Source organism: Pseudomonas sp. HP_12 (genome assembly GCF_055283955.1).
In genome coordinates this window covers 90921-112042 of record NZ_JBTOQG010000009.1, presented here as the reverse complement: position 1 = coordinate 112042, position 21122 = coordinate 90921, and the positions used below count along the sequence as shown (strand labels likewise).

The 21122-nt window shown below is 60.6% G+C and carries 19 protein-coding genes and 1 pseudogene; 16 read left to right on the top strand and 4 right to left on the bottom strand.

Annotated features, from left to right (window positions below):
• Nucleotides 1-78: 78 nt before the first annotated feature.
• Both gabT and ACYASU_RS08780 read left to right on the top strand, forming a co-directional pair.
• A complete protein-coding gene (gabT, locus tag ACYASU_RS08785; RefSeq protein ID WP_172610090.1) occupies nt 79-1359 on the top strand; it encodes a 4-aminobutyrate--2-oxoglutarate transaminase in 1281 nt (426 codons plus the stop codon).
• A gap of 162 nt (nt 1360-1521) precedes the next feature.
• Nucleotides 1522-2745 (top strand): HDOD domain-containing protein, encoded by a 1224-nt coding sequence (locus tag ACYASU_RS08780; protein ID WP_463582548.1) that lies wholly within the window; start codon nt 1522-1524, stop codon nt 2743-2745.
• A gap of 27 nt (nt 2746-2772) precedes the next feature.
• Here ACYASU_RS08780 and ACYASU_RS08775 read toward each other — a convergent pair whose 3' ends face one another.
• Nucleotides 2773-3750, bottom strand: coding sequence for a GGDEF domain-containing protein (locus ACYASU_RS08775; RefSeq protein WP_065990974.1), 978 nt, complete (start codon nt 3748-3750; stop codon nt 2773-2775).
• A gap of 139 nt (nt 3751-3889) precedes the next feature.
• Nucleotides 3890-5074 carry a delta-9 fatty acid desaturase DesA gene (gene desA, locus ACYASU_RS08770; protein ID WP_133775675.1) on the bottom strand — a complete coding sequence of 395 codons (1185 nt, stop codon included), beginning with the start codon at nt 5072-5074 and terminating at the stop codon, nt 3890-3892.
• Between the two features lie 177 nt (nt 5075-5251).
• Between desA and dibA the strand changes: the two genes are divergently transcribed.
• The 6 genes from dibA to ACYASU_RS08740 all read left to right on the top strand — a co-directional run bounded on the left by dibA (nt 5252) and on the right by ACYASU_RS08740 (nt 11417).
• Nucleotides 5252-7174: a phosphodiesterase DibA gene (gene dibA, locus ACYASU_RS08765; RefSeq protein WP_463582547.1), complete on the top strand. Its 1923-nt coding sequence runs from the start codon at nt 5252-5254 to the stop codon at nt 7172-7174.
• Nucleotides 7175-7373: 199 nt separating this feature from the next.
• Complete coding sequence (oscA, locus tag ACYASU_RS08760) at nt 7374-7556, top strand: sulfur starvation response protein OscA (protein ID WP_065990977.1); 183 nt, start codon at nt 7374-7376, stop codon at nt 7554-7556.
• Nucleotides 7557-7638: 82 nt separating this feature from the next.
• Complete coding sequence (locus tag ACYASU_RS08755) at nt 7639-8649, top strand: sulfate ABC transporter substrate-binding protein (RefSeq protein WP_463582546.1); 1011 nt, start codon at nt 7639-7641, stop codon at nt 8647-8649.
• Nucleotides 8650-8717: 68 nt separating this feature from the next.
• Nucleotides 8718-9539 (top strand): sulfate ABC transporter permease subunit CysT, encoded by an 822-nt coding sequence (cysT, locus tag ACYASU_RS08750; RefSeq protein ID WP_463582545.1) that lies wholly within the window; start codon nt 8718-8720, stop codon nt 9537-9539.
• 12 nt (nt 9540-9551) lie between these two features.
• The gene (cysW, locus tag ACYASU_RS08745; protein WP_463582544.1) at nt 9552-10424 is read left to right on the top strand and encodes a sulfate ABC transporter permease subunit CysW; all 873 of its coding nucleotides are present in this window, start codon (nt 9552-9554) and stop codon (nt 10422-10424) included.
• A gap of 3 nt (nt 10425-10427) precedes the next feature.
• A complete protein-coding gene (locus ACYASU_RS08740; RefSeq protein ID WP_172610084.1) occupies nt 10428-11417 on the top strand; it encodes a sulfate/molybdate ABC transporter ATP-binding protein in 990 nt (329 codons plus the stop codon).
• Between the two features lie 262 nt (nt 11418-11679).
• Here the strand turns inward: ACYASU_RS08740 and ACYASU_RS08735 are convergent, their stop codons facing one another.
• Nucleotides 11680-12216, bottom strand: a complete 537-nt coding sequence (locus tag ACYASU_RS08735; protein WP_463582543.1) for an Mpo1 family 2-hydroxy fatty acid dioxygenase — start codon at nt 12214-12216, stop codon at nt 11680-11682.
• Nucleotides 12217-12322: 106 nt separating this feature from the next.
• Here ACYASU_RS08735 and ACYASU_RS08730 point away from each other — a divergent pair, with 106 nt between their 5' ends.
• Nucleotides 12323-13033 (top strand): Crp/Fnr family transcriptional regulator, encoded by a 711-nt coding sequence (locus ACYASU_RS08730; protein ID WP_463582542.1) that lies wholly within the window; start codon nt 12323-12325, stop codon nt 13031-13033.
• A 12-nt stretch (nt 13034-13045) separates the two neighbouring features.
• On the opposite strand, the gene ACYASU_RS08725 is transcribed toward ACYASU_RS08730, so the two are convergent.
• Complete coding sequence (locus ACYASU_RS08725; protein WP_463582541.1) at nt 13046-14053, bottom strand: AraC family transcriptional regulator; 1008 nt, start codon at nt 14051-14053, stop codon at nt 13046-13048.
• Between the two features lie 110 nt (nt 14054-14163).
• Here ACYASU_RS08725 and ACYASU_RS08720 point away from each other — a divergent pair, with 110 nt between their 5' ends.
• From ACYASU_RS08720 to ACYASU_RS08690, 7 genes and pseudogenes are all read left to right on the top strand, one after another.
• Nucleotides 14164-15234: a fatty acid desaturase gene (locus ACYASU_RS08720; RefSeq protein WP_192173038.1), complete on the top strand. Its 1071-nt coding sequence runs from the start codon at nt 14164-14166 to the stop codon at nt 15232-15234.
• Between the two features lie 293 nt (nt 15235-15527).
• On the top strand, nt 15528-16109 hold the full coding sequence (locus tag ACYASU_RS08715; RefSeq protein WP_463582540.1) for an alpha/beta hydrolase: 582 nt from the start codon (nt 15528-15530) through the stop codon (nt 16107-16109).
• Between the two features lie 135 nt (nt 16110-16244).
• Nucleotides 16245-17060: pseudogene (locus ACYASU_RS08710) on the top strand (sigma 54-interacting transcriptional regulator); the annotation flags it as partial.
• A gap of 217 nt (nt 17061-17277) precedes the next feature.
• Nucleotides 17278-18066: a MetQ/NlpA family ABC transporter substrate-binding protein gene (locus ACYASU_RS08705; RefSeq protein WP_192173035.1), complete on the top strand. Its 789-nt coding sequence runs from the start codon at nt 17278-17280 to the stop codon at nt 18064-18066.
• A gap of 304 nt (nt 18067-18370) precedes the next feature.
• Nucleotides 18371-19264 carry a TauD/TfdA dioxygenase family protein gene (locus ACYASU_RS08700; protein WP_192173034.1) on the top strand — a complete coding sequence of 298 codons (894 nt, stop codon included), beginning with the start codon at nt 18371-18373 and terminating at the stop codon, nt 19262-19264.
• A 14-nt stretch (nt 19265-19278) separates the two neighbouring features.
• Nucleotides 19279-20160, top strand: a complete 882-nt coding sequence (locus ACYASU_RS08695) for an ABC transporter ATP-binding protein (protein ID WP_463582539.1) — start codon at nt 19279-19281, stop codon at nt 20158-20160.
• A gap of 39 nt (nt 20161-20199) precedes the next feature.
• Nucleotides 20200-21066: an ABC transporter permease gene (locus ACYASU_RS08690; RefSeq protein WP_463582538.1), complete on the top strand. Its 867-nt coding sequence runs from the start codon at nt 20200-20202 to the stop codon at nt 21064-21066.
• Nucleotides 21067-21122: the final 56 nt, after the last annotated feature.

Below are 21122 nucleotides of genomic sequence, written 5' to 3'. Positions count from 1 at the left end.
TCATCGTATGCTGTTGCTGTTGACCCCGCTGCTTGATCCTTGAACCGCGCCGCCCGATGAGCGGCGAATGAGGAAATGATGAGCAAAACTAACGCATCCCTGATGAAACGCCGCGAAGCTGCTGTCCCACGCGGCGTTGGTCAAATTCACCCGATCTTCGCTGAGTCTGCGAAGAACGCCACCGTTACCGACGTCGAAGGCAATGAGTTCATCGACTTCGCGGGCGGCATTGCGGTACTGAACACCGGTCACCTGCACCCGAAAATCGTCGCCGCCGTTCAAGAGCAACTGACCAAGCTGACCCACACCTGCTTCCAGGTGCTGGCGTACGAGCCTTACGTCGAACTGTGCGAGAAGATCAACGCCAAGGTCCCGGGCGATTTCGCCAAGAAAACACTGCTGGTCACCACCGGTTCGGAAGCGGTTGAAAACGCCGTCAAGATCGCCCGCGCCGCGACAGGCCGTGCAGGCGTCATCGCCTTCACCGGCGCCTACCACGGCCGCACCATGATGACCCTGGGTCTGACCGGTAAAGTCGTGCCGTACTCGGCCGGCATGGGCCTTATGCCGGGCGGTATCTTCCGCGCCATCTACCCGAACGAGCTGCACGGTGTCAGCGTTGACGATTCGATCGCCAGCATCGAGCGCATCTTCAAGAACGACGCCGAGCCGAAAGACATCGCCGCGATCATCATCGAGCCGGTGCAGGGCGAGGGCGGTTTCTACGTCGCGCCAAAGGCGTTCATGGCGCGTCTGCGTGAACTGTGCGACAAGCACGGCATTCTGCTGATCGCTGACGAAGTGCAGACTGGCGCTGGCCGTACCGGCACCTTCTTCGCCATGGAACAGATGGGCGTGAGCGCCGACCTGACCACCTTCGCCAAATCCATCGCCGGTGGTTTCCCGTTGGCCGGCGTGTGCGGCAAGGCCGAATACATGGACGCCATCGCCCCGGGCGGTCTGGGCGGCACGTACGCGGGTAGCCCGATCGCATGCGCGGCTGCGCTGGCGGTGATGGAAGTGTTCGAAGAAGAGCACCTGCTCGATCGCTGCAAAGCGGTTGGCGAGCGTCTGGTCACTGGCCTGCGTGCCATCCAGGCCAAGTACCCGGTCATCGGCGAAGTTCGCGCGCTGGGCGCCATGATCGCCGTCGAGTGCTTCGAGAATGGCGACACCCACAAGCCGAACGCTGCTGCCGTCGCACAAGTGATCGCGAAGGCTCGTGACAAGGGGCTCATCCTGCTGTCCTGCGGCACCTACGGCAACGTATTGCGCGTGCTGGTCCCGCTGACCTCGCCGGACGAGCAGTTGGACAAAGGCCTGAAGATCATCGAAGAATGCTTCGCTGAAATCGCCTGACTTCATGCCGATGAGCTGCGGCACGTTTGATCAAATGTGACCGCTTCGTCAGAAAAAACCTGCTTCGGCAGGTTTTTTTGTTTTTGACGTCAGGAAATTCTCTTTCGGTTTGTATCCCTGCGCAGTCTTTGACTATGGTGAAGAGACTGATGCCGGAGAGTCATGATGACCGTTGTAGAGGCGCTAGCCGTTCCCCGCGTGTTGATCGCTGAATCGGACCCTTGGGCCCGCGAGATGCTCAACGAATTGGTCCTGGATGTGCGTTGTGACGCGCAGCTGGACATCTGTTCCAACGGCCGGGAGGCCATCGAGCGGATGAGCGGGTACATCCCCGACCTGGTAATCGCCTCCCGCGAGCTGCCGGGCGTCGATGGGCTCAGCCTGCTGCGCGGGCTGCGGCAGCTGCGCCGTCAGCCGCCGGTTCGTTTCATTCTGCTGAGCAGTCGCAGCGACAGCGTCAGCGTGCGTGAAGCCGTGCAGCTGGCGCCCACGGCCTACCTCACCAAACCCCTGAACCTGGAAGGCCTGCGCCAACGGCTGGAAACGCTGCTGTTGCAGGACGGTGCGCAGGTTGCCTGTGCGGTGCCTGGTCTGGTGCCGGGCGTCGGGCTGGATGCGTTTCTGGAACAGCGCCGGGAAGTCGCAGACGGCGGACCGCTGTTCGTTGACGTGGCCGCGGCGGTGGCCAGCAGCCGCGGAGCGTCGGGCGTTGATCTGACGTTGCTGGAACAGGCGTTGACCCACGACCCCCATGTCACCGCGTTGTTGATTGCCGCCGCCAACAGCGCGTCCCACCATCAAGGCAAGCCCGTGCAGACGCTGGGGCAGGCGCTCGCCGTATTGGGCGGTACCCAGAGCGTCAATCTGGTTCAGGGTCTCGCTCTCAAGCGTGGCGCGGTGCTCACGGATGCAGCGTTGCTGCTGCAAGCCAGCGAAATCTGGGAGGTCTCGCAACGCACCGCCGAATGTGCGCGGACGCTGGCGCTCAAGCTGGATCTGAATCACGAGCGTTGTTACTGCGCCGGTTTGCTCAGGGGGCTGGGCGAATTGACGGTGTTGCGCTGTTTGCAGGACTGGCTGATCGCCGGCGGCGCGCTGGATGAGGCCACCATTCGCCGCGCGTTGGCGCAGTATTCGGCCTCGTTTGGCTCGGCATTACGGACGCGCTGGCGCCTGCCGTTGGAGCTGCGTGAGCTGATTGCGGCGGTGTACCAATACAACACCGGCGTGTTCACGCGCGAGGTCCTGGCGATGAATGTGGCGGGACAGATGGGATCACTCGGACTTGAAGACCCGCTGGAGGCACTGGCGAAAAGCAAATCGGCGCGGCTCTTGAAGGTCAGCAGGTCAGATCTGGAAGGGGTGCGCAGCAAGACGGTGGCTTAGCCGGGAGGTTGATTCGGAAAAGCAGGCTTACACCAGCACAATCTGATTCTTGCCCTGGCGCTTGGCCTGGTACATCGCAGCGTCAGAGCGTGCGTAGAGCGCTTCCAGGCTCTGGTCCTGGTCGCCGAGGTTGGTCAGCCCCTGGCTGGCAGTGATACCGAAAGTTTTGTCATTGCACTGAAAGCTCAGGCGCTGAATCTCCCGCTGCAACCGCTCGGCAATCTGCTGGGCCATTTCCGGCGCACAGCCCGGGAACACCGCGGCAAATTCCTCACCGCCAATTCGCCCGAACAGATCACCACGACGGAGCGTCTTGCGCCCGCATTCGGCAATGCGTTGCAGCACGAGATCGCCTTCCTGGTGGCCGTAGGTGTCGTTGACCAGTTTGAAATCATCCACGTCCAGCAACAGGAATGCCATCGGCGTGCCCTGCAAACGGGCCTGCTCGAATTCCCGCTGAGCGCATTCGAAGAAGTGCCGGCGATTGCTGCTCTGTGTCAGGACATCGGTGGTGGCCAGACGCTGCAGCTCGTCTTCGAGGTGCTTCTTCTCGGTGATGTCCTCGGCGATACCAACCACGATCAGGCGCTGGCTGTGCTCGGCCTGATGACTGACGAAGCACTTATCGCTCAGCCAACGGACCTGGCCGTCGGCGCGAATAATGCGGTACTCGCGGTCTTCGATGGAGCCCTTCTCAAGCACTTCGCTCAGGCTGCGCTCGGCGTAGTCCAGATCGTCGGGGTAGATGCTGTCGCGCCATTCGCTGTAATCGGCGAGCAACAAACCGGCGGAACGGCCGAAAATGCGCTCGTAGGCGGGGCTGACATAGATCATGCGTTGCGTCTGCCAGTCGAACGCCCACAACACGGCGTTCACGCTGACCAGCAGAGAACTGAACAACTGCTCGCGCTCGCTGAGACGCGCCACTTCCGCCTGGGCATGCATCAGCGCCAGAAGGGTTTCTGCTGCGGCGGGGGTCTCAACGTGGGGAGTCTGGTTGTCCATGAGCACTGCATCTCGGAATAAGGTGCGGCGCATGCCACAACATGTCACACAGCATAGTGCGAAGGTGTTAATGAGATAGGAGTAATGGCACTAAGTTCCGATCGGTGCCACTCGGACGAATGGTCACCGATCAACGGCATCAGGCGTGATGAGGCCGCAGCGAGTAGGTTTTCAGCTGATCGGCGAAGTCACGCAGCGACTGAATACCGCTGGCTTCCGCCTCGTGGACCCAGTCCTTGATGGCCGCCAGCATGTCGTGACCATTGCTGCTGGTCTTTGCCCAGATCTGCTGCAGCGCCAGGCGTTTTTCGTAGATCACTTTCAGTGCCTGACTGTGCTCCAGCATGGTCTGGATGCGCGCTTGATGCTTGTCTTCCAGCAGGCTTGGCTCGCGGGAAAGCAGGCGTTTGGCGCGGCGGAACTGGTGACGCACGGATGCATCGGCTTTGGCCAGTTCCTGCGCGACCAACGGCGCAATGACCAGCTTGCGGTACTGAGCCATGATCTGGAAACGGTTGTTGAGGATGGCCATCGCCGTGTCCATGTCCAGATGGCCCTTGCCTTCCACACGGTGCGCGATCGGCGCGACCCGCTGCACCTTCGCCAGGCGCAACCAGCTGAACACTTTGATCCACGCCCAGCCCATGTCGAACTCCCAGCGCTTGACCGACAGCTTGGCCGAGTTGGGGTAGGTGTGGTGGTTGTTATGCAGCTCTTCGCCGCCGATCAAAATGCCCCAGGGCACCAGATTGGTGGCAGCGTCGCGGCATTCGAAGTTGCGATAGCCGACCGCGTGGCCGAGGCCATTGACCACACCCGCTGCCCATACAGGAATCCACATCATCTGGATCGCCCAGACGGTGATGCCGATGACGCCAAACAGCGCCAGATCGATCACGCCCATGAGCGCGACGCCTAGCAGTGGATAGCGCGAATACAGGTTGCGCTCGATCCAGTCCTCGGGGCAGTTTTTACCGTAGATGCGCAGCGTCTCGGGGTTCTCCGCTTCGGCGCGGTATAGCTCGGCGCCTTTGCGCAGCACGGTCGACAGACCCTTGATGACCGGGCTGTGCGGATCATCGACGGTTTCGCATTTGGCGTGGTGCTTGCGGTGGATAGCGGTCCACTCGCGGGTGTTCTGCGCCGTGGTAAGCCACAGCCAGAAACGGAAAAAGTGCTTGAGCCCTGCGTTGAGTTCCAGGGAGCGATGCGCTGAATAGCGATGGAGATAGACCGTGACGCCGACGATGGTGACGTGTGTCATCGCCAGGGTGACTGCGACCAATTGCCAGACGGAAAGGTCGAGCAGACCGTTGTTCCACATAGGCTGATTTGCCCTCGGTTGTAACGCGTGCAATGTACGGATCCGCCTGAGCAGACCCTGAGACAGAAGCGGGCATTATCACTTAGCTCACAGATAAAAACAGTCGGTCTTTCAGAGAAGCGTCGCAAGATGTTTCTTGTTCTATAATTTCCGACTTTCGCAAGGTTGTTTCTTTCTATGTCGAGCATTACCCGGGATGCGCTACGCACCGCAACGTTGTACGGGCTTTTGTCGATGGTGTGGCTGGCGATCAGTGACTACTTACTGCCGCGGCTGATCGAGGACGCGACCGTGCTGGCGCGAGCGCAACAGACCGGCGGTTATCTCTGGCTGGCCGTCAGCGCAGTGCTGATCTATCTGGCTCGCTCGCGGCTGCTGCGATTCATGGGCGTCACCGAGCTGGCGCGCCGGCATGAGGACATGCAGCGTCTGCGACTGGCAGCGGCCGTATTCGACACCACGCTGGAAGGCGTGCTGGTCACCGATGCCACGGGCGTGATCGTCCACGTGAACCGTGCCTTCAGCGAGATCACCGGGTATCAGCAGGACGAAGTGGTGGGTTTGCGGCCGAGCACGTTCAAGTCAGGCCGCCATGGCCCCGAGTTCTACGAACGGATGTTCAAGACCATCCTCAGCGCCGGGCAGTGGAGCGGCGAGATCTGGAACCGGCGTAAAAGCGGCGAGATCTACCCGCAGTGGCAGAGCATTCGTCCGATCCGGGACGAGCAAGGCGAAATCACACAGTTCGTCGCCGTGTTTTCCGATATTTCTTCGATCAAGCATTCCGAGCGAGAGCTGGCGCATCTGGCCCATTACGATCCTTTGACCGGTCTGCCCAATCGCCTGCTGTTCACCGACCGTGCCGAGCAGGCTCACACCCACGCACGCCGCAATAAACGCACCCTGGCGCTTCTGCTCGTCGATCTCGATCACTTCAAGCACATCAACGAAAGCCTTGGCCACAACGCTGGGGACGAAGTGCTGAAAGCCGCCGCCGAGCGGCTGCAAATCCATCTGGAAAAGGGCGTCACGCTGGCCCGTCTGGGCGGCGACGAATTCGCGATTCTGCTCGAAAATGCCCAGCAGGTCGCGCAATCCGCCGAACTGGCGCAGAGCATTCTGGAAGGGCTGCGCGAGCCTTTTCTGGTCAGTGGGCAATCGCTGTTTCTCACCGCCAGCGTCGGCATCAGCATCTTTCCCCAGGATGCGCTGACCGCCGAGCAACTGCTGCGCAATGCCGACGCCGCGCTGTCACAGGCCAAGCATCAAGGCCGTGAAAGCTACGCGATGTACACCGCCGAACTGACCGCCCACGCCCAGCGCCGCGTCGAGTTGGCGGCCGAGCTGCGACAGGCCGTCGAGGAGAACGAGCTGCGGGTCTTTTATCAGCCGATCCATAACCTCCACAGCCGCTGCATCGAGGGCGTCGAGGCACTGGTGCGCTGGCAGCACCCCGCGCGCGGCATGGTCTCGCCGGGTGAATTCATCCCCATCGCCGAGCAAAGCGGGCTGATCGCCGACATCGACAACTGGGTGCTGACAGAAGCCTGCCGGCAGATGGGCGAGTGGCTGGCGCAGGGTGTGAATATCGCCTTCGTCGCGGTCAACGTGTCCAGCCGGTTGTTCGGACGCGGTGATCTTGATCGCCGGGTGGCCAAGGTGCTGAACGAAACTGGTCTGGCACCGGAGTTTCTGGAGCTTGAGGTGACCGAAAGCGCGATCATGGACGACCCTGATCAGGCCATCGAGCAGATGCACCGTCTGCGGGATCTGGGTCTGAAACTGTCCATCGACGATTTCGGCACGGGGTACTCGTCACTGCTGCGGCTCAAGCGCATGCCGGTGCAGAAACTGAAAATCGATCAAGGGTTTGTGGCCGGGTTGCCGGACGACGATGACGACATCGCGATCGTCAACGCCATCATTGCCCTGGCGCGCGCCATGGGCATGCGCGTGCTGGCAGAAGGCATTGAGCAGGCCAGTCAGGCCGGTTTTCTGCTGAAGCACAATTGCGAACTGGGGCAGGGCTATTGGTTCGCGCGCCCCATGCCGGCGGAACAGATCAACTGGCAGCATGCGCCGGTGTTTGTCTCTGCCTGACACAGCCGTGTGGCGCGCGCCACACGTTCAGAACCGCTTTATCGGTGGTTCCCGGCCAACCTCAGGCGCAAATTCCTTTTGGTTATATCTGCATTCTTAAATAGTATTTTTAAGAATATCTCTGCCTCTCTAATATCGCGCTCACGCCACAAGCAGCGTCTGCCCCCACGCTGCGGCAAATCTTTCAAGGAGCACGAACATGAGCGCATCTCTACGTAGCGTTGACGGCCAGGACGAAGCAAGCATTTTGCGTGAAATTCAAAGCGCGCTGCGTGACCTGCGTTTTGGCGCGGTTGAAATCACGGTGCACAACGCGCAGGTGGTGCAGATCGAGCGCAAGGAGAAATTCCGTCTGCAAAACCCGAGCAACAAGCAGGGCTGAGCCATGCTCCCGCATAACGAACACCGCATGACCTAAAACTAGAAAAAGCCAACAACACAAAATTTGTCCAGGAGCCTGATTCATGTCCATTCGTCGTTATGCGCTGGCCGCGCTCGCCAGTGCGGTGTTTGCCGGTTCTGCTATCGCCAAGGATTTCACCCTGCTGAACGTCTCGTACGACCCGACGCGCGAGCTGTATCAGGACTACAACGCCGAATTCATCAACTTTTGGAAAAAATCCCATCCGGGCGACACCGTGAAGATCAACCAGTCCCACGGTGGCTCGGGCAAGCAGGGCCGCTCGGTGATCGACGGCTCGCCTGCCGACGTGGTGACCCTGGCGCTGGCCGGCGACATCGACGAAATCGCCAAACTGGGCAAGACCATTCCTGCGGATTGGCAGACCAAGTTGCCGGACGCCAGCACCCCGTACACCTCGACCATCGTGTTCCTGGTGCGCAAGGGCAACCCGAAAGGCATCCATGACTGGGGCGACCTGATCAAGGACGGTGTATCGGTCATCACGCCCAACCCGAAAACATCCGGCGGCGCTCGTTGGAATTTCCTGGCGGCTTACGGCTATGGCTTGAAATCCAATGGCGGCGACGAAGCCAAGGCCAAGGATTACATCGGCAAACTGTTCAAGCACGTTCCGGTGCTGGATACCGGCGCACGCGGTTCGACCATCACTTTCGTCAACAACGGTCAGGGTGACGTGTTGCTGGCGTGGGAAAACGAAGCGTTCCTGGCCCTTAAAGAAGACGGCGGCGCGGACAAGTTCGACATCGTCGTCCCTTCGCTGTCGATTCTGGCCGAGCCTCCAGTGGCCGTCGTCGAGAAGAACGCCGAGAAGCACGGCACCACCGAAATCGCCACCGAATACCTGAAGCACTTGTACAGCAAGGAAGGTCAGGAAATTGCGGCGAAAAACTTCTATCGTCCTCGTGACGCGGAAGTAGCCGCCAAGTACGAGAAGCAATTTCCTAAACTCAATCTGCTGACCATCGACAAAGACTTTGGTGGCTGGAAATCGGCTCAGCCCAAGTTCTTCGATGACGGCGGTGTGTTCGATCAGATCTACATCCCGCAGTAACCGCAGCGCCCCACGGAATAAATGGACCCGGACTTGTTCCGGGTAACGTGTGTAAACCAAGGACTTTTATGTCTCGACGCATATCCCCCGTCATACCCGGCTTCGGGCTGACGCTGGGCTACACATTGGTGTACCTCAGTCTGATTGTGCTGATACCGCTTGCGGTCATGTTCATCCACGCCTCCCAACTGAGCGCCGTTCAGTTCTGGAACGTCGTCACGGCGCCTCGCGTGCTTGCAGCGCTCAAGCTGAGTTTCGGCACGGCGTTCTTCGCGGCGATCATCAACGGCATCATCGGCACCCTGCTGGCCTGGGTGCTGGTGCGTTACACCTTCCCCGGTCGCAAGATCATCGACGCGATGATCGATCTGCCCTTCGCATTGCCCACCGCCGTTGCCGGTATCGCGCTGACTGCGCTGTACACGCCGACGGGTTTCATCGGCCAGTTCGCTGCCGATATGGGCATCAAGATTGCCTACACCCCCTTCGGTATCACCCTGGCGTTGACCTTCGTCACCATGCCCTTTGTGGTGCGCACGGTTCAGCCGGTGCTGGCGGACATTCCGCGTGAAGTCGAAGAAGCGGCGGCCTGCCTTGGCGCCAAACCCATTCAGGTGTTCCGTCACATCCTCGTGCCGGCCTTGTTGCCTGCCTGGCTGACCGGCTTTGCGCTGGCCTTCGCCCGGGGCGTGGGTGAATACGGCTCGGTGATTTTCATCGCCGGCAACATGCCGATGAAGACCGAAATTCTGCCGCTGCTGATCATGGTCAAGCTCGACCAGTACGACTACACCGGCGCCACGGCGATTGGCGTGATGATGCTGCTGGTGTCGTTCGTGCTGTTGCTGCTGATCAATCTGTTGCAGCGACGCATCGAAACCCCTAACTGAGGAGGCGCACGTATGTCTGGTTCATCGCTCATTGCAGCGTCCTCCGCCAATGCTGCCCGTCGTGGCAGCGCGGTGTCGCGGCGCATTCTGATCGGCCTTGGCTGGCTGGTCTTCGCGTTCTTCCTGCTACTGCCGCTGGTGGTGGTGATCGGCCAGGGTTTGAGCAACGGCCTCGGCGGATTCTTCGCGGCTATCCTGGAGCCCGATGCACTGTCGGCCCTCAAGCTCACGGTGTTGGCTGTATTGATTTCGGTGCCGCTCAACGTCGTCTTCGGCGTCGCGGCGGCCTGGTGCGTGAGTAAATACTCGTTCCGCGGCAAGGCGATTCTGGTCACCCTGATCGACCTGCCGTTCTCGGTCTCGCCAGTGATCGCCGGTTTGATTTATGTGCTGATGTTCGGCGCCCGTGGCGTGTTCGGCCCCTGGCTGCAGGAGCACGACATCCAGATCGTCTTCGCCCTGCCGGGCATCGTGCTGGCGACCATCTTCGTGACCGTGCCGTTCGTGGCCCGCGAGCTGATCCCGCTGATGCAGGAGCAGGGCACGCAGGAAGAAGAAGCCGCGCGCCTGCTCGGTGCCAATGGCTGGCAGATGTTCTGGCATGTGACCGTCCCCAATATCAAATGGGGCCTGATCTACGGCGTGGTGCTGTGTACCGCGCGGGCCATGGGCGAGTTTGGCGCGGTGTCGGTGGTCTCGGGCCACATTCGCGGCGTGACCAACACCCTGCCGCTGCATGTCGAGATTCTCTACAACGAGTACAACCACGTGGCTGCATTTGCCGTGGCGAGCCTGTTATTGATCCTTGCGCTGTTCATCCTGCTGCTCAAGCAGTGGAGCGAAGCGCGCATTAGCCGTCTGCGCAAAAACGCGGCGGAGGAATAATTCATGTCGATCGAAGTCCGTAACGTCAGCAAGAATTTCAACGCCTTCAAGGCCCTCGACGGCATCAGTCTGGATATCCAGAGTGGCGAGCTCGTGGCGCTGTTGGGCCCGTCCGGCTGTGGCAAGACCACGCTGCTGCGCATCATTGCCGGGCTGGAAACGCCGGACAAAGGCAGCATCGTGTTCCACGGCGAGGATGTCTCCGGCCACGACGTGCGCGATCGCAATGTGGGGTTCGTCTTCCAGCATTACGCGCTGTTCCGCCACATGACGGTGTTCGACAACGTCGCCTTCGGCCTGCGCATGAAGCCGAAGAACCAGCGCCCGAACGAAAGCCAGATCGCGGTCAAAGTGCATGAGCTGCTGAATATGGTGCAGCTGGACTGGCTGTCGGATCGCTATCCGGAGCAATTGTCGGGCGGTCAGCGTCAGCGGATTGCGCTGGCCCGCGCCTTGGCGGTGGAACCCAAAGTGCTGCTGCTGGACGAGCCGTTCGGCGCGCTGGACGCCAAGGTACGCAAGGAGCTGCGTCGCTGGCTGGCGCGGCTGCACGAAGACATCAACCTGACTTCTGTGTTCGTGACCCACGACCAGGAAGAGGCGATGGAAGTCGCGGACCGCATCGTGGTGATGAACAAGGGCGTGATCGAGCAGATCGGTTCGCCCGGGGATGTTTATGAGAACCCGGCCAGCGATTTCGTGTATCACTTTCTGGGTGACTCGAACCGTCTGCATCTGGGCGAAGACAACCACGTGTTGTTCCGCCCGCACGAGGTGTCGTTGTCACGGCATGAAGTGGAAGGGCACCACGCGGCGGAAGTGCGGGATATTCGTCCGTTGGGCGCCACGACGCGGGTGACGCTGAAGGTCGAAGGGCAACCCGAGTTGATCGAAGCCGAAGTGGTGAAAGACCACGACAGCCTGACAGGGCTGGCGCGGGGAGAAACGCTGTTCTTCAAGCCGAAGGTCTGGCAGAAGCGAGAGAGTATTTAGGGCGCTCTCTGATCAAGAGTATTTAAGCGCTCTCTAATCAAATGGACAGCTCGGCCACCGCGCTGTCTGGGGGTAGATACACATCTTGTGGGAGCGAGCTTGCTCGCGAAGAGGTCATTACATCCGCTAGATTTTCAGCGGCTGGAATCCAGCCTTCGTGAGCAAGGTGGAGCGCCATCCCGGTCACTCCCACATTCCTTCATCCGCAGGGAAATCAGCGATGTCCTTCGACGATCGATCTGATTGGTTGTTAAACACAGTTCTAGACCGTCGCTTTTTTCAGATCCCGCCGGTGCGTCTTGCCCACCCGCGCCTCAATGGCGTGTTGCAACTTCTTTCGCATTCCCAGCAAAAAAGCCGCTTCGGCAACGACAAACAGCGGGCCGATGATCAGGCCTGTGAGGTCGTCGACAAACGCCGGCTTGCGGCCCTCGTAATAATGGCCCACAAACTGAATCGCCCAGCCGAGCACGAACAACCCGACGCCGGCGCTGAGCCAGACCATGGTGGTCTGTTGCGCCAGGCTTGCGCCGAGCCACAGGCAAAGCGCGAGCAGAACGCCCATCAGCACGCCGAAGAAGGCGTCCAGCCGCAGGTAGAAAAACGTCGCCGCCAGACTCACCAGCAAGGCCGGCGACACCCAAAGCCCGCCGAGGGACCAACTGGTCCAGCCGGGGTGTGACAACAGCACGGCCACGGCGATCACGATCAGGGGAATGCCGACGAAGTGGGTAACGATGTTACGGGTGTCGCGGTGGTAGGCCGCGTACTGGCTGAGGTGATCGACGAGGTTTTTCATTGTTATTCCTCTCTGGATACATGGATCATGCCGCTGATTTTTTTTGGCTGAGGCCGCTGCACGGCTCAGCCTGCAACAAAACGCCGGCTATCAAAAGGAGATTCACATGACGAATGGAACCCAATGGCGCTCATGGTTTATCAACGACCGATGGTTCCGCGATCTGCCTGCGCTGTTGCAGGATAGCTTGCTGATCGGCATGCGGCAGCGCCGGGTGACGCCCGGCAAATCGATCTTCCAGCGCGGCGATCCGGCGCCCGGCCTGTATGCGTTGCTCACGGGCTCGCTGCGTATCAATCCCCTCAAACCGCAGCAAGCAGACGGGCCCCCGGCAGAAGGCTATCGGCCGTTCTGGTTTGGCGAAGCCTCGTTGTTCGACGGCCTGCCCGCGACCCACGATGTCTTCGCCCAAGACGCGGTCATTCTCCTGCACATGCCCCACGCGCCAATCAAGCAACTGCTGGCTGAACACCCGGCCTTGTGGCGGCATTTCCGTGATTTGCTGGGGCGCAAGCTCGGGCTCGCCGTGCCCGCCCTTGAAGACATCACCCTGATGCCCACCGAGGAACGCGTGGCGTTTCGGCTGCTGATGCTGGCCGAGGCCTACGGCGAGATGGATCGTTCGGTGCGCAGCGTGCCTCTGTCCGACATGGCCTCCAATCGCTGCCTCGGGCTGAGCGCTGAGGTGGTCGAACGGGTACTTGGGGCGTTCGCCGAACGGCAAATCGTGCGCCGCGATCACGACCTGATCCATGTGCTGGACACCGAATGGTTGCGCGAGACGGCGCTTCATCGCCTGACCGGCGCAGGCGCGTGATGGCGTCACCGGTCAGCGATTCATCCCTTCGCGGTACTGGCTGGGCGTCATGCCGGTCCAGCGCTTGAACGCGCGGCTGAAACTGCTGGTGTCAGCGAAGCCGAGCAGATAGGCCACTTCACTGAGCGAGCAAACGGGGTCGCGCATGTGTTGCAGCGCCAGATTCTGCCGGCACTGATTGAGCAGCAGATCGTAGCGACAACCCTCGTCGGCCAAATGACGCTGAAGACTGCGCAAGCTCAGGTGCAGCGTGTGGGCGATGTGCTCGGCGGACGGCTCGCCTTCCGGCAATTGAGTTTCGATGGCGCCGCGCACCTTGCGCTCCCAGGTCAGCGCGCTGAGTTGTTCGAGGGTGCGGTTGAGCACGGCCTCGTTATGCTCGGCCAACTCGGGATTGGCGTCGTCCAGATGGCTGTCGAAATCCTTACAGGAGAAGATCAGCAGGTTCTCCGCCGCACCGAAGAACAGCGGCGCACGAAAGACGGCATGCCAGGGCTGCGGATCTTCCGGCTGCGGCCGCATCAGGTGAACGGCCAGCGGCGCGTAATGACGCCCCAGGCGGTTGCGGCAGGTGCGCACGTAGATTGCGGCGAAGGCGTCCATGGCCTCATTGGCCGGTATCGGACTGCCGTCGGGCACGCGGAAACGAAATTCGTAACGCTCGTTCACACGTTCAAAACTCATGACCAGCGCGTCGCTCACCACCGGGTGATAACGCACGATGCGCTCGAACACCTCACGCAACGACCCGCTGGCAACCAGCGCATAACCGAGTGCATGAAAGGTCGTCGGGCTGACGAACCGTGACACTCGCAAGCCCAGCGCCGGATCGCCGCTGGCCTGCACGGCCAGTTCCCAAAAACGGGTGGTGACCGTCACCGGGTATCGCGCGTTGGGGTCATCCATCAGCTGCGGATCCAGGCCCGCAGCCCGGCTCAGTGCGAGGCTGTCGAGGCCGAGGGCATCGAGTTGCTTGCGCAGGGCGCGGGTCCAGCTGGCGAGGATGCTCGGCTCAGACATACAAGTTGGCGCTTCCGGTCTACAGATTGGCGTTCACGGTCAGGCAGCATCCGGGCTTAAGCGGCAAAGTGGTGCCACGTTTTTTCATCCTGAAACCGGAGAATGGAAGCATGCACGACACTTCTGCAAGTGCTGCCGGACTGAATGCACAACAACGATCAGCGCATATTCGTGCGGTGGTTTCCGCCCATGGTGCCGCGCTGCGAGAGCGCTATCCGCTGCTGCGGCACCAGGATGCCATCGGCGCCGGCATCCTGTGCTTCGCACTCGCCGGCATGATTGGCAGCGCGACGCTCTATATCGGGGGTTACCTGGCCTGGTGGGCGTGCCTGCTGCTGAATGCGTTCTTTGCGTCGCTGACCCATGAGCTTGAACACGACCTGATCCACAGCATGTATTTCCGCAAGCAGCGCGTGCCCCACAACCTGATGCTGGCGCTGGTCTGGATGGCGCGGCCGAGCACGATCAATCCCTGGATTCGTCGGCACCTGCACCTCAATCATCACAAGGTCTCCGGCACCGAGGCAGATATGGAAGAGCGCGCCATTACCAATGGCGAGCCGTGGGGCCTGGCGCGGTTGCTGATGGTCGGCGATAACGTGATGTCGTCGCTGATCCGCATGCTGCGGGCGAAAACCTGGGCGCATAAATTCAGCATTCTCAAGCGCACCCTGCGCGTCTATGCGCCGCTGGCGCTGCTGAATTGGGGCGCGTGGTACGTGTTTCTTGGCTTCCATGCCGCCAATGGCATTGCCGGTCTGATGGGCAGCTCGATTGACTGGTCGGCGAACACGCTGGCGGTCATGCACGTCATCGACGTCGCTGTCGTGGTCCTCGTCGGTCCGAACGTGCTGCGTACGTTCTGTCTGCATTTCGTCAGTTCCAACATGCATTACTACGGCGACGTCGAACTGGGCAATGTCATGCAGCAGACCCAAGTGCTCAATCCGTGGTGGATGTGGCCGATGCAGGCGTTCTGCTTCAACTTCGGCAGCACCCATGGCATTCATCACTTTGTGGTGAAGGAACCGTTCTATATCCGCCAGATGACGGCACCCGTTGCGCACAAAGTGATGGCCGAAATGGGGGTGCGCTTCAATGATTTCGGCACCTTCGGGCGGGCCAACCGCTTTGAACGAACGACTGAAAACGACGCGGTGCTCAAGCCTGCACGCGGTTGATGCTTGGCGGCCCATCGCGCCAGTCTCGCCGGCTTGTGGGAAATTTCTCCGGATAAAAATTTCTGTAACAACCGCCCCTTAATCTCTGCTCATCCCCGGCGAGCTGGGGGCAGACAGCGTGATTCTCAGGGTCACCCCTTTAAGGCAGGGGGTGGCCCTCTTTTTTTGCGCCTTTCCCTGAAGCTGCGGCATATATTTTCGAGCTATTAACAAATAGCTTCTTATTCTTTTTCGAATATATGTCCGATCCCTATACTCGCCCCCATGAACGCACCATGCAGGAGGCGAAGGCCATGCATAACGAATCGATCCGTTACCTGATCGTGCCAGGCTGGCAAGGATCTGCCGACGACCATTGGCAAACCCATTGGCAGAACAGTCTGCCCAATAGCGTGCGTGTGGAGCAGGCCGACTGGCTCAAGCCGCGCCGAGAAGATTGGGTGGGTGAGCTGCAACGCGCTATCGCCTCTGACAGCACCCCGGTGATTCTCATCGCCCACAGCCTGGGTTGCGTGACCGTTGCCCATTGGGCGCAGCTGGCGCCACTGGCGAGTTTGCGTCAGGTGCGCGGGGCCCTGCTGGTGGCGCCCGCTGACGTCGAGCGCCCCAATTGCCCGCCGGCGATCCGCAATTTCGCGCCGATTCCCGTGCACCTGCTGCCGTTCCCGACCCAAGTGGTCAGCTCCGATAACGATTCAGCCGTCAGCGCATTGCGCGCGATGGAAATGGCCCGCAACTGGGGCGCCGAAATCGGCATCCTCAGCGGCGCGGGTCATATCAACGTGAAGTCTGGGCATCAGCGCTGGGAACAGGGTTTCGCTTATCTGTACCGGCTGCAAGGGCGCATCGAGCATTTCAACCGCCGCCGCGCATGACCATCGCAGTTGCAACGGTCGTTGCGCCTGAGACCTCTTTTCTCACGATCACTTTCGCCGCAGTGAACCGACAGGCGCTGCGGCCTTTTTTTTAAAAACGCTTCGGTCAATGGATGGCCGGGGCGGGAGCCTGCCATGAGCCTTTCCGACCTATCGAGCAACCCGCTGTTGACCTTCCCTGATGCTGAAAAAAGCCCGCTGAGCATCCGCGCCAAGGCCTTGGTGTTCATCGATCCTCGATCGCGGCAATTGCGCGAAGAGATGGAACTGCTGGCGCCGCTGGACTTGCCCGTGTTGATCCGCGGCGAATCCGGCACGGGCAAGGAATTGCTGGCGCGTCATATTCATCGAGGTAGCGACCGGGCCGGGTTATTCGTGTCGGTCAACTGCGGCGCCATCAGCTCGACCTACGCCGACGCCGAGCTGTTCGGTTACGCCGCCGGCGCCTACAGCGGGTCCGCCAGCAGTCGGGCAGGCTGGTTCGGCTCGGCAACGGGCGGCACGTTGTACCTGGATGAGATCGCCGACCTGCCGATGGCGATCCAGATCAAGTTGCTGGCAGCGCTGGAAAACCACGAAGTCACCCGCGTCGGCGCCACGCAGCCCAGCCAGGTCGACGTCAGACTGGTCGCCGCGACCAGCATCGATCTGCGCCTGTCAGTCGCCGCTGGCAAATTCCACGAGCGGCTTTATCGCTACCTGAACGAAGGACGCCTCGACCTGCCGGCGTTGCGCGAACAGCCCGGCAACATTCTGCCGTTGGCCGAGTACTTCCTGGGGATTTACAGCCAGCGCTTCGATTTTGAGATGCCGCTGATCAGCGAAGACGCGCAAAGAGTGCTCGAAGCCCATTACTGGCCGGGCAACACACGAGAGCTGGAGAACGTCATTCACTTCGCGTTGCTGGTGAGCAGCGGCGCGGAGATTCTGCCTGAGCACCTGAATCTGCCGGTCCGGTAATGGCTCCTGAGCTTACCGGGCAGGTAGCCGGGTGGCAAAATGCCTGCTGATAACGAAAAAGCATAACCATCCGACTAAAAAGTATTGTCTCGGAATAAAAAATCTCGGTACTGTCCGCATCAGCCGCTCCCCTGCCAAGGGTCGATCCCGCGGCAGACCGAAAACAAAGTCGCCCACGAGGCGACCCGATTTCTATTAAGGACATCGCATGAAGAAGACGTTTTTGTTCACCGCACTGGCGGCTGCTCTCTCCCTGGGCATCAGCGCTGCACAAGCTGCCGAGAAGCTCGTCGTGGGCGCCACCGCTGTTCCGCACGCCGAGATCCTCGAGCTGATCAAGCCTGAACTGGCCAAAGAAGGCGTGGACCTGCAAATCAAGGTCTTCACCGACTACGTGCAGCCGAACGTGCAACTGAACGAGAAGCGTCTGGACGCCAACTACTTCCAGACCAAGCCTTACCTGGACGGCTTCAACAAAGGCAAGGGCGCTACCCTGGTGACCGGCGTCGGCGTACACGTCGAACCGTTCGGCGGCTACTCGAAGAAGTGGAAGTCCATTGACCAGTTGCCAGAAGGCGCAACCGTTGCCATTCCGAACGAAGGCAGCAACGCCGGTCGCGCTCTGCTGCTGTTGCAGAAGAACGGCCTGATCACCCTGAAAGACCCGACCAACGCCCTGTCGACGCCGAAAGACATCGCCACCAATCCGAAGAAACTGAAGTTCCGCGAACTGGAATCGGCTCTGCTGCCCCGCGCGCTGGATCAGGTTGACCTGGATCTGATCAACACCAACTACGCGCTGGAAGCCAAGCTCAGCCCTAAAAAGGATGCGCTGATTCTGGAAGGCTCCGACTCGCCGTACGTGAACTACCTGGTCACCCGCACCGACAACGCTCACACCGACGCGATCGAGAAGCTGTCCAAGGCGCTGACCAGCCAGCAGGTCAAAGACTTCATCAACAAGAAGTACGACGGCGCAGTTATCCCGGCGTTCTGATGAAGGCTTGAATGCGCGATTGCAGCGCATTCGTATACAAAACGCGCTTGCCCGCCGTTGCTCCCGCTCCGCTGACGTACTGTCATCGGGTGCATGGAAGTGACGGCGGGCAAGCGCGTTTTTGCGTTTCGAGCGTAGCGCCTGTGCATAAGTCGGCTTTTAGCTGCCTCGCTGATCAGTAATGGCCAACGGCCGTCGCTAGGTCGTTCGGCGCTATGCATATGCTCTAACGATATTTAAACTTCGCTTCTTATAGCTTTAAAGTCCTCCCTCCTCAGCCACACCTTTTGGAGTCGGAGTTCTCATGCCAGCAGCCTCCCACGCTTCGTCCGCGCAAGCGCCCGGTCAGCAGTTCGATGTGCGTCCATTCGCCGAAAAGGTGGGCGCGGAAATCGTCGGTCTGGATCTGTCCCGTCCGCTCAACGACGCCGATTTTGCCCGTGTGCATCAAGCGCATCTCGATTACCACGTAGTTGTTTTCCGCGATCAGCACATCACCCCGCAGCAGCAGATCGATTTCAGTCGCCGTTTTGGCGTCCTGCAGATTCATGTGCTCAAGCAATTCCTGCTCGCCAATCATCCCGAGATTTTGATCGTCTCCAATATCGTCGAAAACGGCCAGCCGGTCGGGCTGGGCGATGCCGGCAAATACTGGCACTCGGACCTGTCCTACAAAGAACTGCCGAGCCTGGGCTCGATGCTCTACGCCCAGGAGCTGCCAAGCGAAGGCGGTGACACCCTGTTCGCTGACATGCATTTGGCCTGGGACACGCTGCCCGAGCATCTGCGCAAAGCCGTCGAAGGTCGCAATGCGGTGCACAGCTATACGTCCCGCTACAGCCATGGGCATAACGCCGATAACTGGCGCCCGACCCTGAGCGCTGAACAGTTGGCCCAAGTCGCAGTGGTCAGCCATCCGATCGTGCGGACCCACCCGGAGAACGGGCGCAAGGCGCTGTTTGTCAGCGAAGGCTTCACCACCCACATCGTCGGCCTGCCGGAAGACGAGAGTCAGGCAATTCTCACAGAGCTGTACGCCCACAGCGTTCGCCCGGAAGGCGTTTACCGCCACAAGTGGCAGGAGAACGACATGGTGTTCTGGGACAACCGCTCGCTGATTCATCTAGCCGGCGGCACGCCCGATCACCTGCGCCGTCGCTTGCACCGCACCACCATTCAGGGCGATGCGCCGTTCTGATCCAGGAGAGCTCCATGAATGCTGTTCTGCAAAGCCACACGGCTAGCGATCGCTTGAACGCGCACCAGGCCAATCAGCCCACCGCTGAAGCGCTGCTGCAAGTACAAGGCGTCAGCCTTGAATACCGCACGCCGGAACGCGTGGTGCGGGCCACCCATCAAGTCAGTTTTGAAATCGATCCTGCCGACCGTTTTGTCCTGCTCGGCCCGTCGGGCTGCGGCAAGTCAACGCTGCTCAAGGCCGTGGCCGGGTTTATCCAGCCCAGCGAAGGGCAGATTCGTCTGGCCGGCCAGGAAGTAAAGGAGCCGGGGCCCGACCGCATCGTGGTGTTTCAGGAATTCGACCAGTTGCCGCCATGGAAGACGGTGATCCAGAACGTCATGTTTCCGCTGCTGGCCTCGCGCACCCTCAAGCGTCGTGAGGCCGAGGAGCGTGCGCGGTATTACCTGGAGAAAGTCGGCCTGAGCGCTTTCGCTGACGCTTACCCGCACACCTTGTCCGGCGGCATGAAGGCGCGCGTTGCGATTGCCCGGGCGCTGGCGATGCAACCCAAGATCCTGTTGATGGACGAGCCCTTCGCCGCGCTCGACGCGTTGACCCGCCGCAAGATGCAGGAAGAGCTGCTGGAGCTGTGGGAAGAGGTGCGCTTCACGCTGCTGTTCGTGACCCACTCCATCGAGGAAGCGCTGGTGGTGGGCAATCGGATTCTGCTGTTGTCGCCCCATCCGGGCCGCGTGCGCGCCGAGATCAACAGCCATCAGTACAACTTGAAAAGCCTCGGCGGCGTCGAGTTTCAGGCGTCCGCGCAGCGGATTCACCGGCTGTTGTTCGACGAGGGCGAAGCGCCGGCGGTCGAGCCGGATCTGCGGTTTCAGGATGTTCGAATTGCCTACTGATCGCGGTTCGCCGAGCTGCCCCATCAAGAGATTGCACCCATGAGCCTTTCACCCCCTCTGCGGGAAGAATACGAAGTCGTGCTGGAGCCTTTCACTCAGGAAGATCTGGCCCGCGACATTCCCCTCGCGCAACGCATCTGGCAGGTGAGTTGGGTGCGCAAGGCCGTCATCCTCGTCGCCCTCGCGATCATCTGGGAAATCGCCGCGCGCATTCAGGGCAACGACCTGCTGCTGCCGAGCTTTCTGCAAACCGCTTCGGCGTTTATCGACGGCATCGCCAGTGGCGAATTGCTGACCAAGGTCTGGATCTCCCTGACGGTCCTGGTCAAGGGTTACTTGATCGGAATCGTCCTGGCGTTCGGCCTGACCACGCTGGCGGTGTCCACTCAACTGGGTCGCGACCTGCTCGGCACGCTGACAGCGATGTTCAACCCGTTGCCGGCCATCGCGCTGCTGCCGCTGTCGCTGCTGTGGTTCGGCCTGGGTGAAAACAGCCTGATTTTCGTGCTGGTGCATTCCGTGCTCTGGGCGTTGGCATTGAACACGTACGCGGGGTTTCTCGGTGTTTCGGAAACCCAGCGCATGGCCGGGCGCAATTACGGCCTCAAGGGCCTGCGGTTCGTCTGGTACATCCTGATTCCGGCGGCGCTGCCTTCGATTCTCGCGGGCCTGAAAATCGGCTGGGCCTTTGCGTGGCGAACCCTCATTGCCGCAGAACTGGTGTTCGGCGCGTCCTCGGGCAAGGGCGGTCTGGGCTGGTACATCTTCCAGAACCGCAACGAGCTGTACACCGACAAGGTATTCGCGGGTCTGGCGGCGGTGGTCATCATTGGTCTGCTGGTGGAAAACCTGCTGTTCAGTAACGTCGAGCGCCTGACCGTGAAGCGGTGGGGCATGCAGCGCTGATCTGCTTTATCACACGAACGCTCCGCCTTGTGGCCGCTGAATGGGCCATGAGTCCG

Excerpts from the sequence above, each read along its gene's own strand:
- ACYASU_RS08780 (WP_463582548.1), top strand. The coding sequence starts at position 1,522 with ATGATGACCGTTGTAGAGGCGCTAGCCGTTCCCCGCGTGTTGATCGCT.
- ACYASU_RS08705 (WP_192173035.1), top strand. The coding sequence starts at position 17,278 with ATGAAGAAGACGTTTTTGTTCACCGCACTGGCGGCTGCTCTCTCCCTG.
- ACYASU_RS08695 (WP_463582539.1), top strand. The coding sequence starts at position 19,279 with ATGAATGCTGTTCTGCAAAGCCACACGGCTAGCGATCGCTTGAACGCG.
- desA (WP_133775675.1), bottom strand. The coding sequence starts at position 5,074 with ATGTGGAACAACGGTCTGCTCGACCTTTCCGTCTGGCAATTGGTCGCA.
- ACYASU_RS08755 (WP_463582546.1), top strand. The coding sequence starts at position 7,639 with ATGTCCATTCGTCGTTATGCGCTGGCCGCGCTCGCCAGTGCGGTGTTT.
- ACYASU_RS08720 (WP_192173038.1), top strand. The coding sequence starts at position 14,164 with ATGCACGACACTTCTGCAAGTGCTGCCGGACTGAATGCACAACAACGA.
- oscA (WP_065990977.1), top strand. The coding sequence starts at position 7,374 with ATGAGCGCATCTCTACGTAGCGTTGACGGCCAGGACGAAGCAAGCATT.
- ACYASU_RS08690 (WP_463582538.1), top strand. The coding sequence starts at position 20,200 with ATGAGCCTTTCACCCCCTCTGCGGGAAGAATACGAAGTCGTGCTGGAG.
- gabT (WP_172610090.1), top strand. The coding sequence starts at position 79 with ATGAGCAAAACTAACGCATCCCTGATGAAACGCCGCGAAGCTGCTGTC.
- cysT (WP_463582545.1), top strand. The coding sequence starts at position 8,718 with ATGTCTCGACGCATATCCCCCGTCATACCCGGCTTCGGGCTGACGCTG.
- ACYASU_RS08735 (WP_463582543.1), bottom strand. The coding sequence starts at position 12,216 with ATGAAAAACCTCGTCGATCACCTCAGCCAGTACGCGGCCTACCACCGC.
- ACYASU_RS08740 (WP_172610084.1), top strand. The coding sequence starts at position 10,428 with ATGTCGATCGAAGTCCGTAACGTCAGCAAGAATTTCAACGCCTTCAAG.
- ACYASU_RS08775 (WP_065990974.1), bottom strand. The coding sequence starts at position 3,750 with ATGGACAACCAGACTCCCCACGTTGAGACCCCCGCCGCAGCAGAAACC.
- cysW (WP_463582544.1), top strand. The coding sequence starts at position 9,552 with ATGTCTGGTTCATCGCTCATTGCAGCGTCCTCCGCCAATGCTGCCCGT.
- ACYASU_RS08700 (WP_192173034.1), top strand. The coding sequence starts at position 18,371 with ATGCCAGCAGCCTCCCACGCTTCGTCCGCGCAAGCGCCCGGTCAGCAG.
- dibA (WP_463582547.1), top strand. The coding sequence starts at position 5,252 with ATGTCGAGCATTACCCGGGATGCGCTACGCACCGCAACGTTGTACGGG.
- ACYASU_RS08715 (WP_463582540.1), top strand. The coding sequence starts at position 15,528 with ATGCATAACGAATCGATCCGTTACCTGATCGTGCCAGGCTGGCAAGGA.
- ACYASU_RS08725 (WP_463582541.1), bottom strand. The coding sequence starts at position 14,053 with ATGTCTGAGCCGAGCATCCTCGCCAGCTGGACCCGCGCCCTGCGCAAG.
- ACYASU_RS08730 (WP_463582542.1), top strand. The coding sequence starts at position 12,323 with ATGACGAATGGAACCCAATGGCGCTCATGGTTTATCAACGACCGATGG.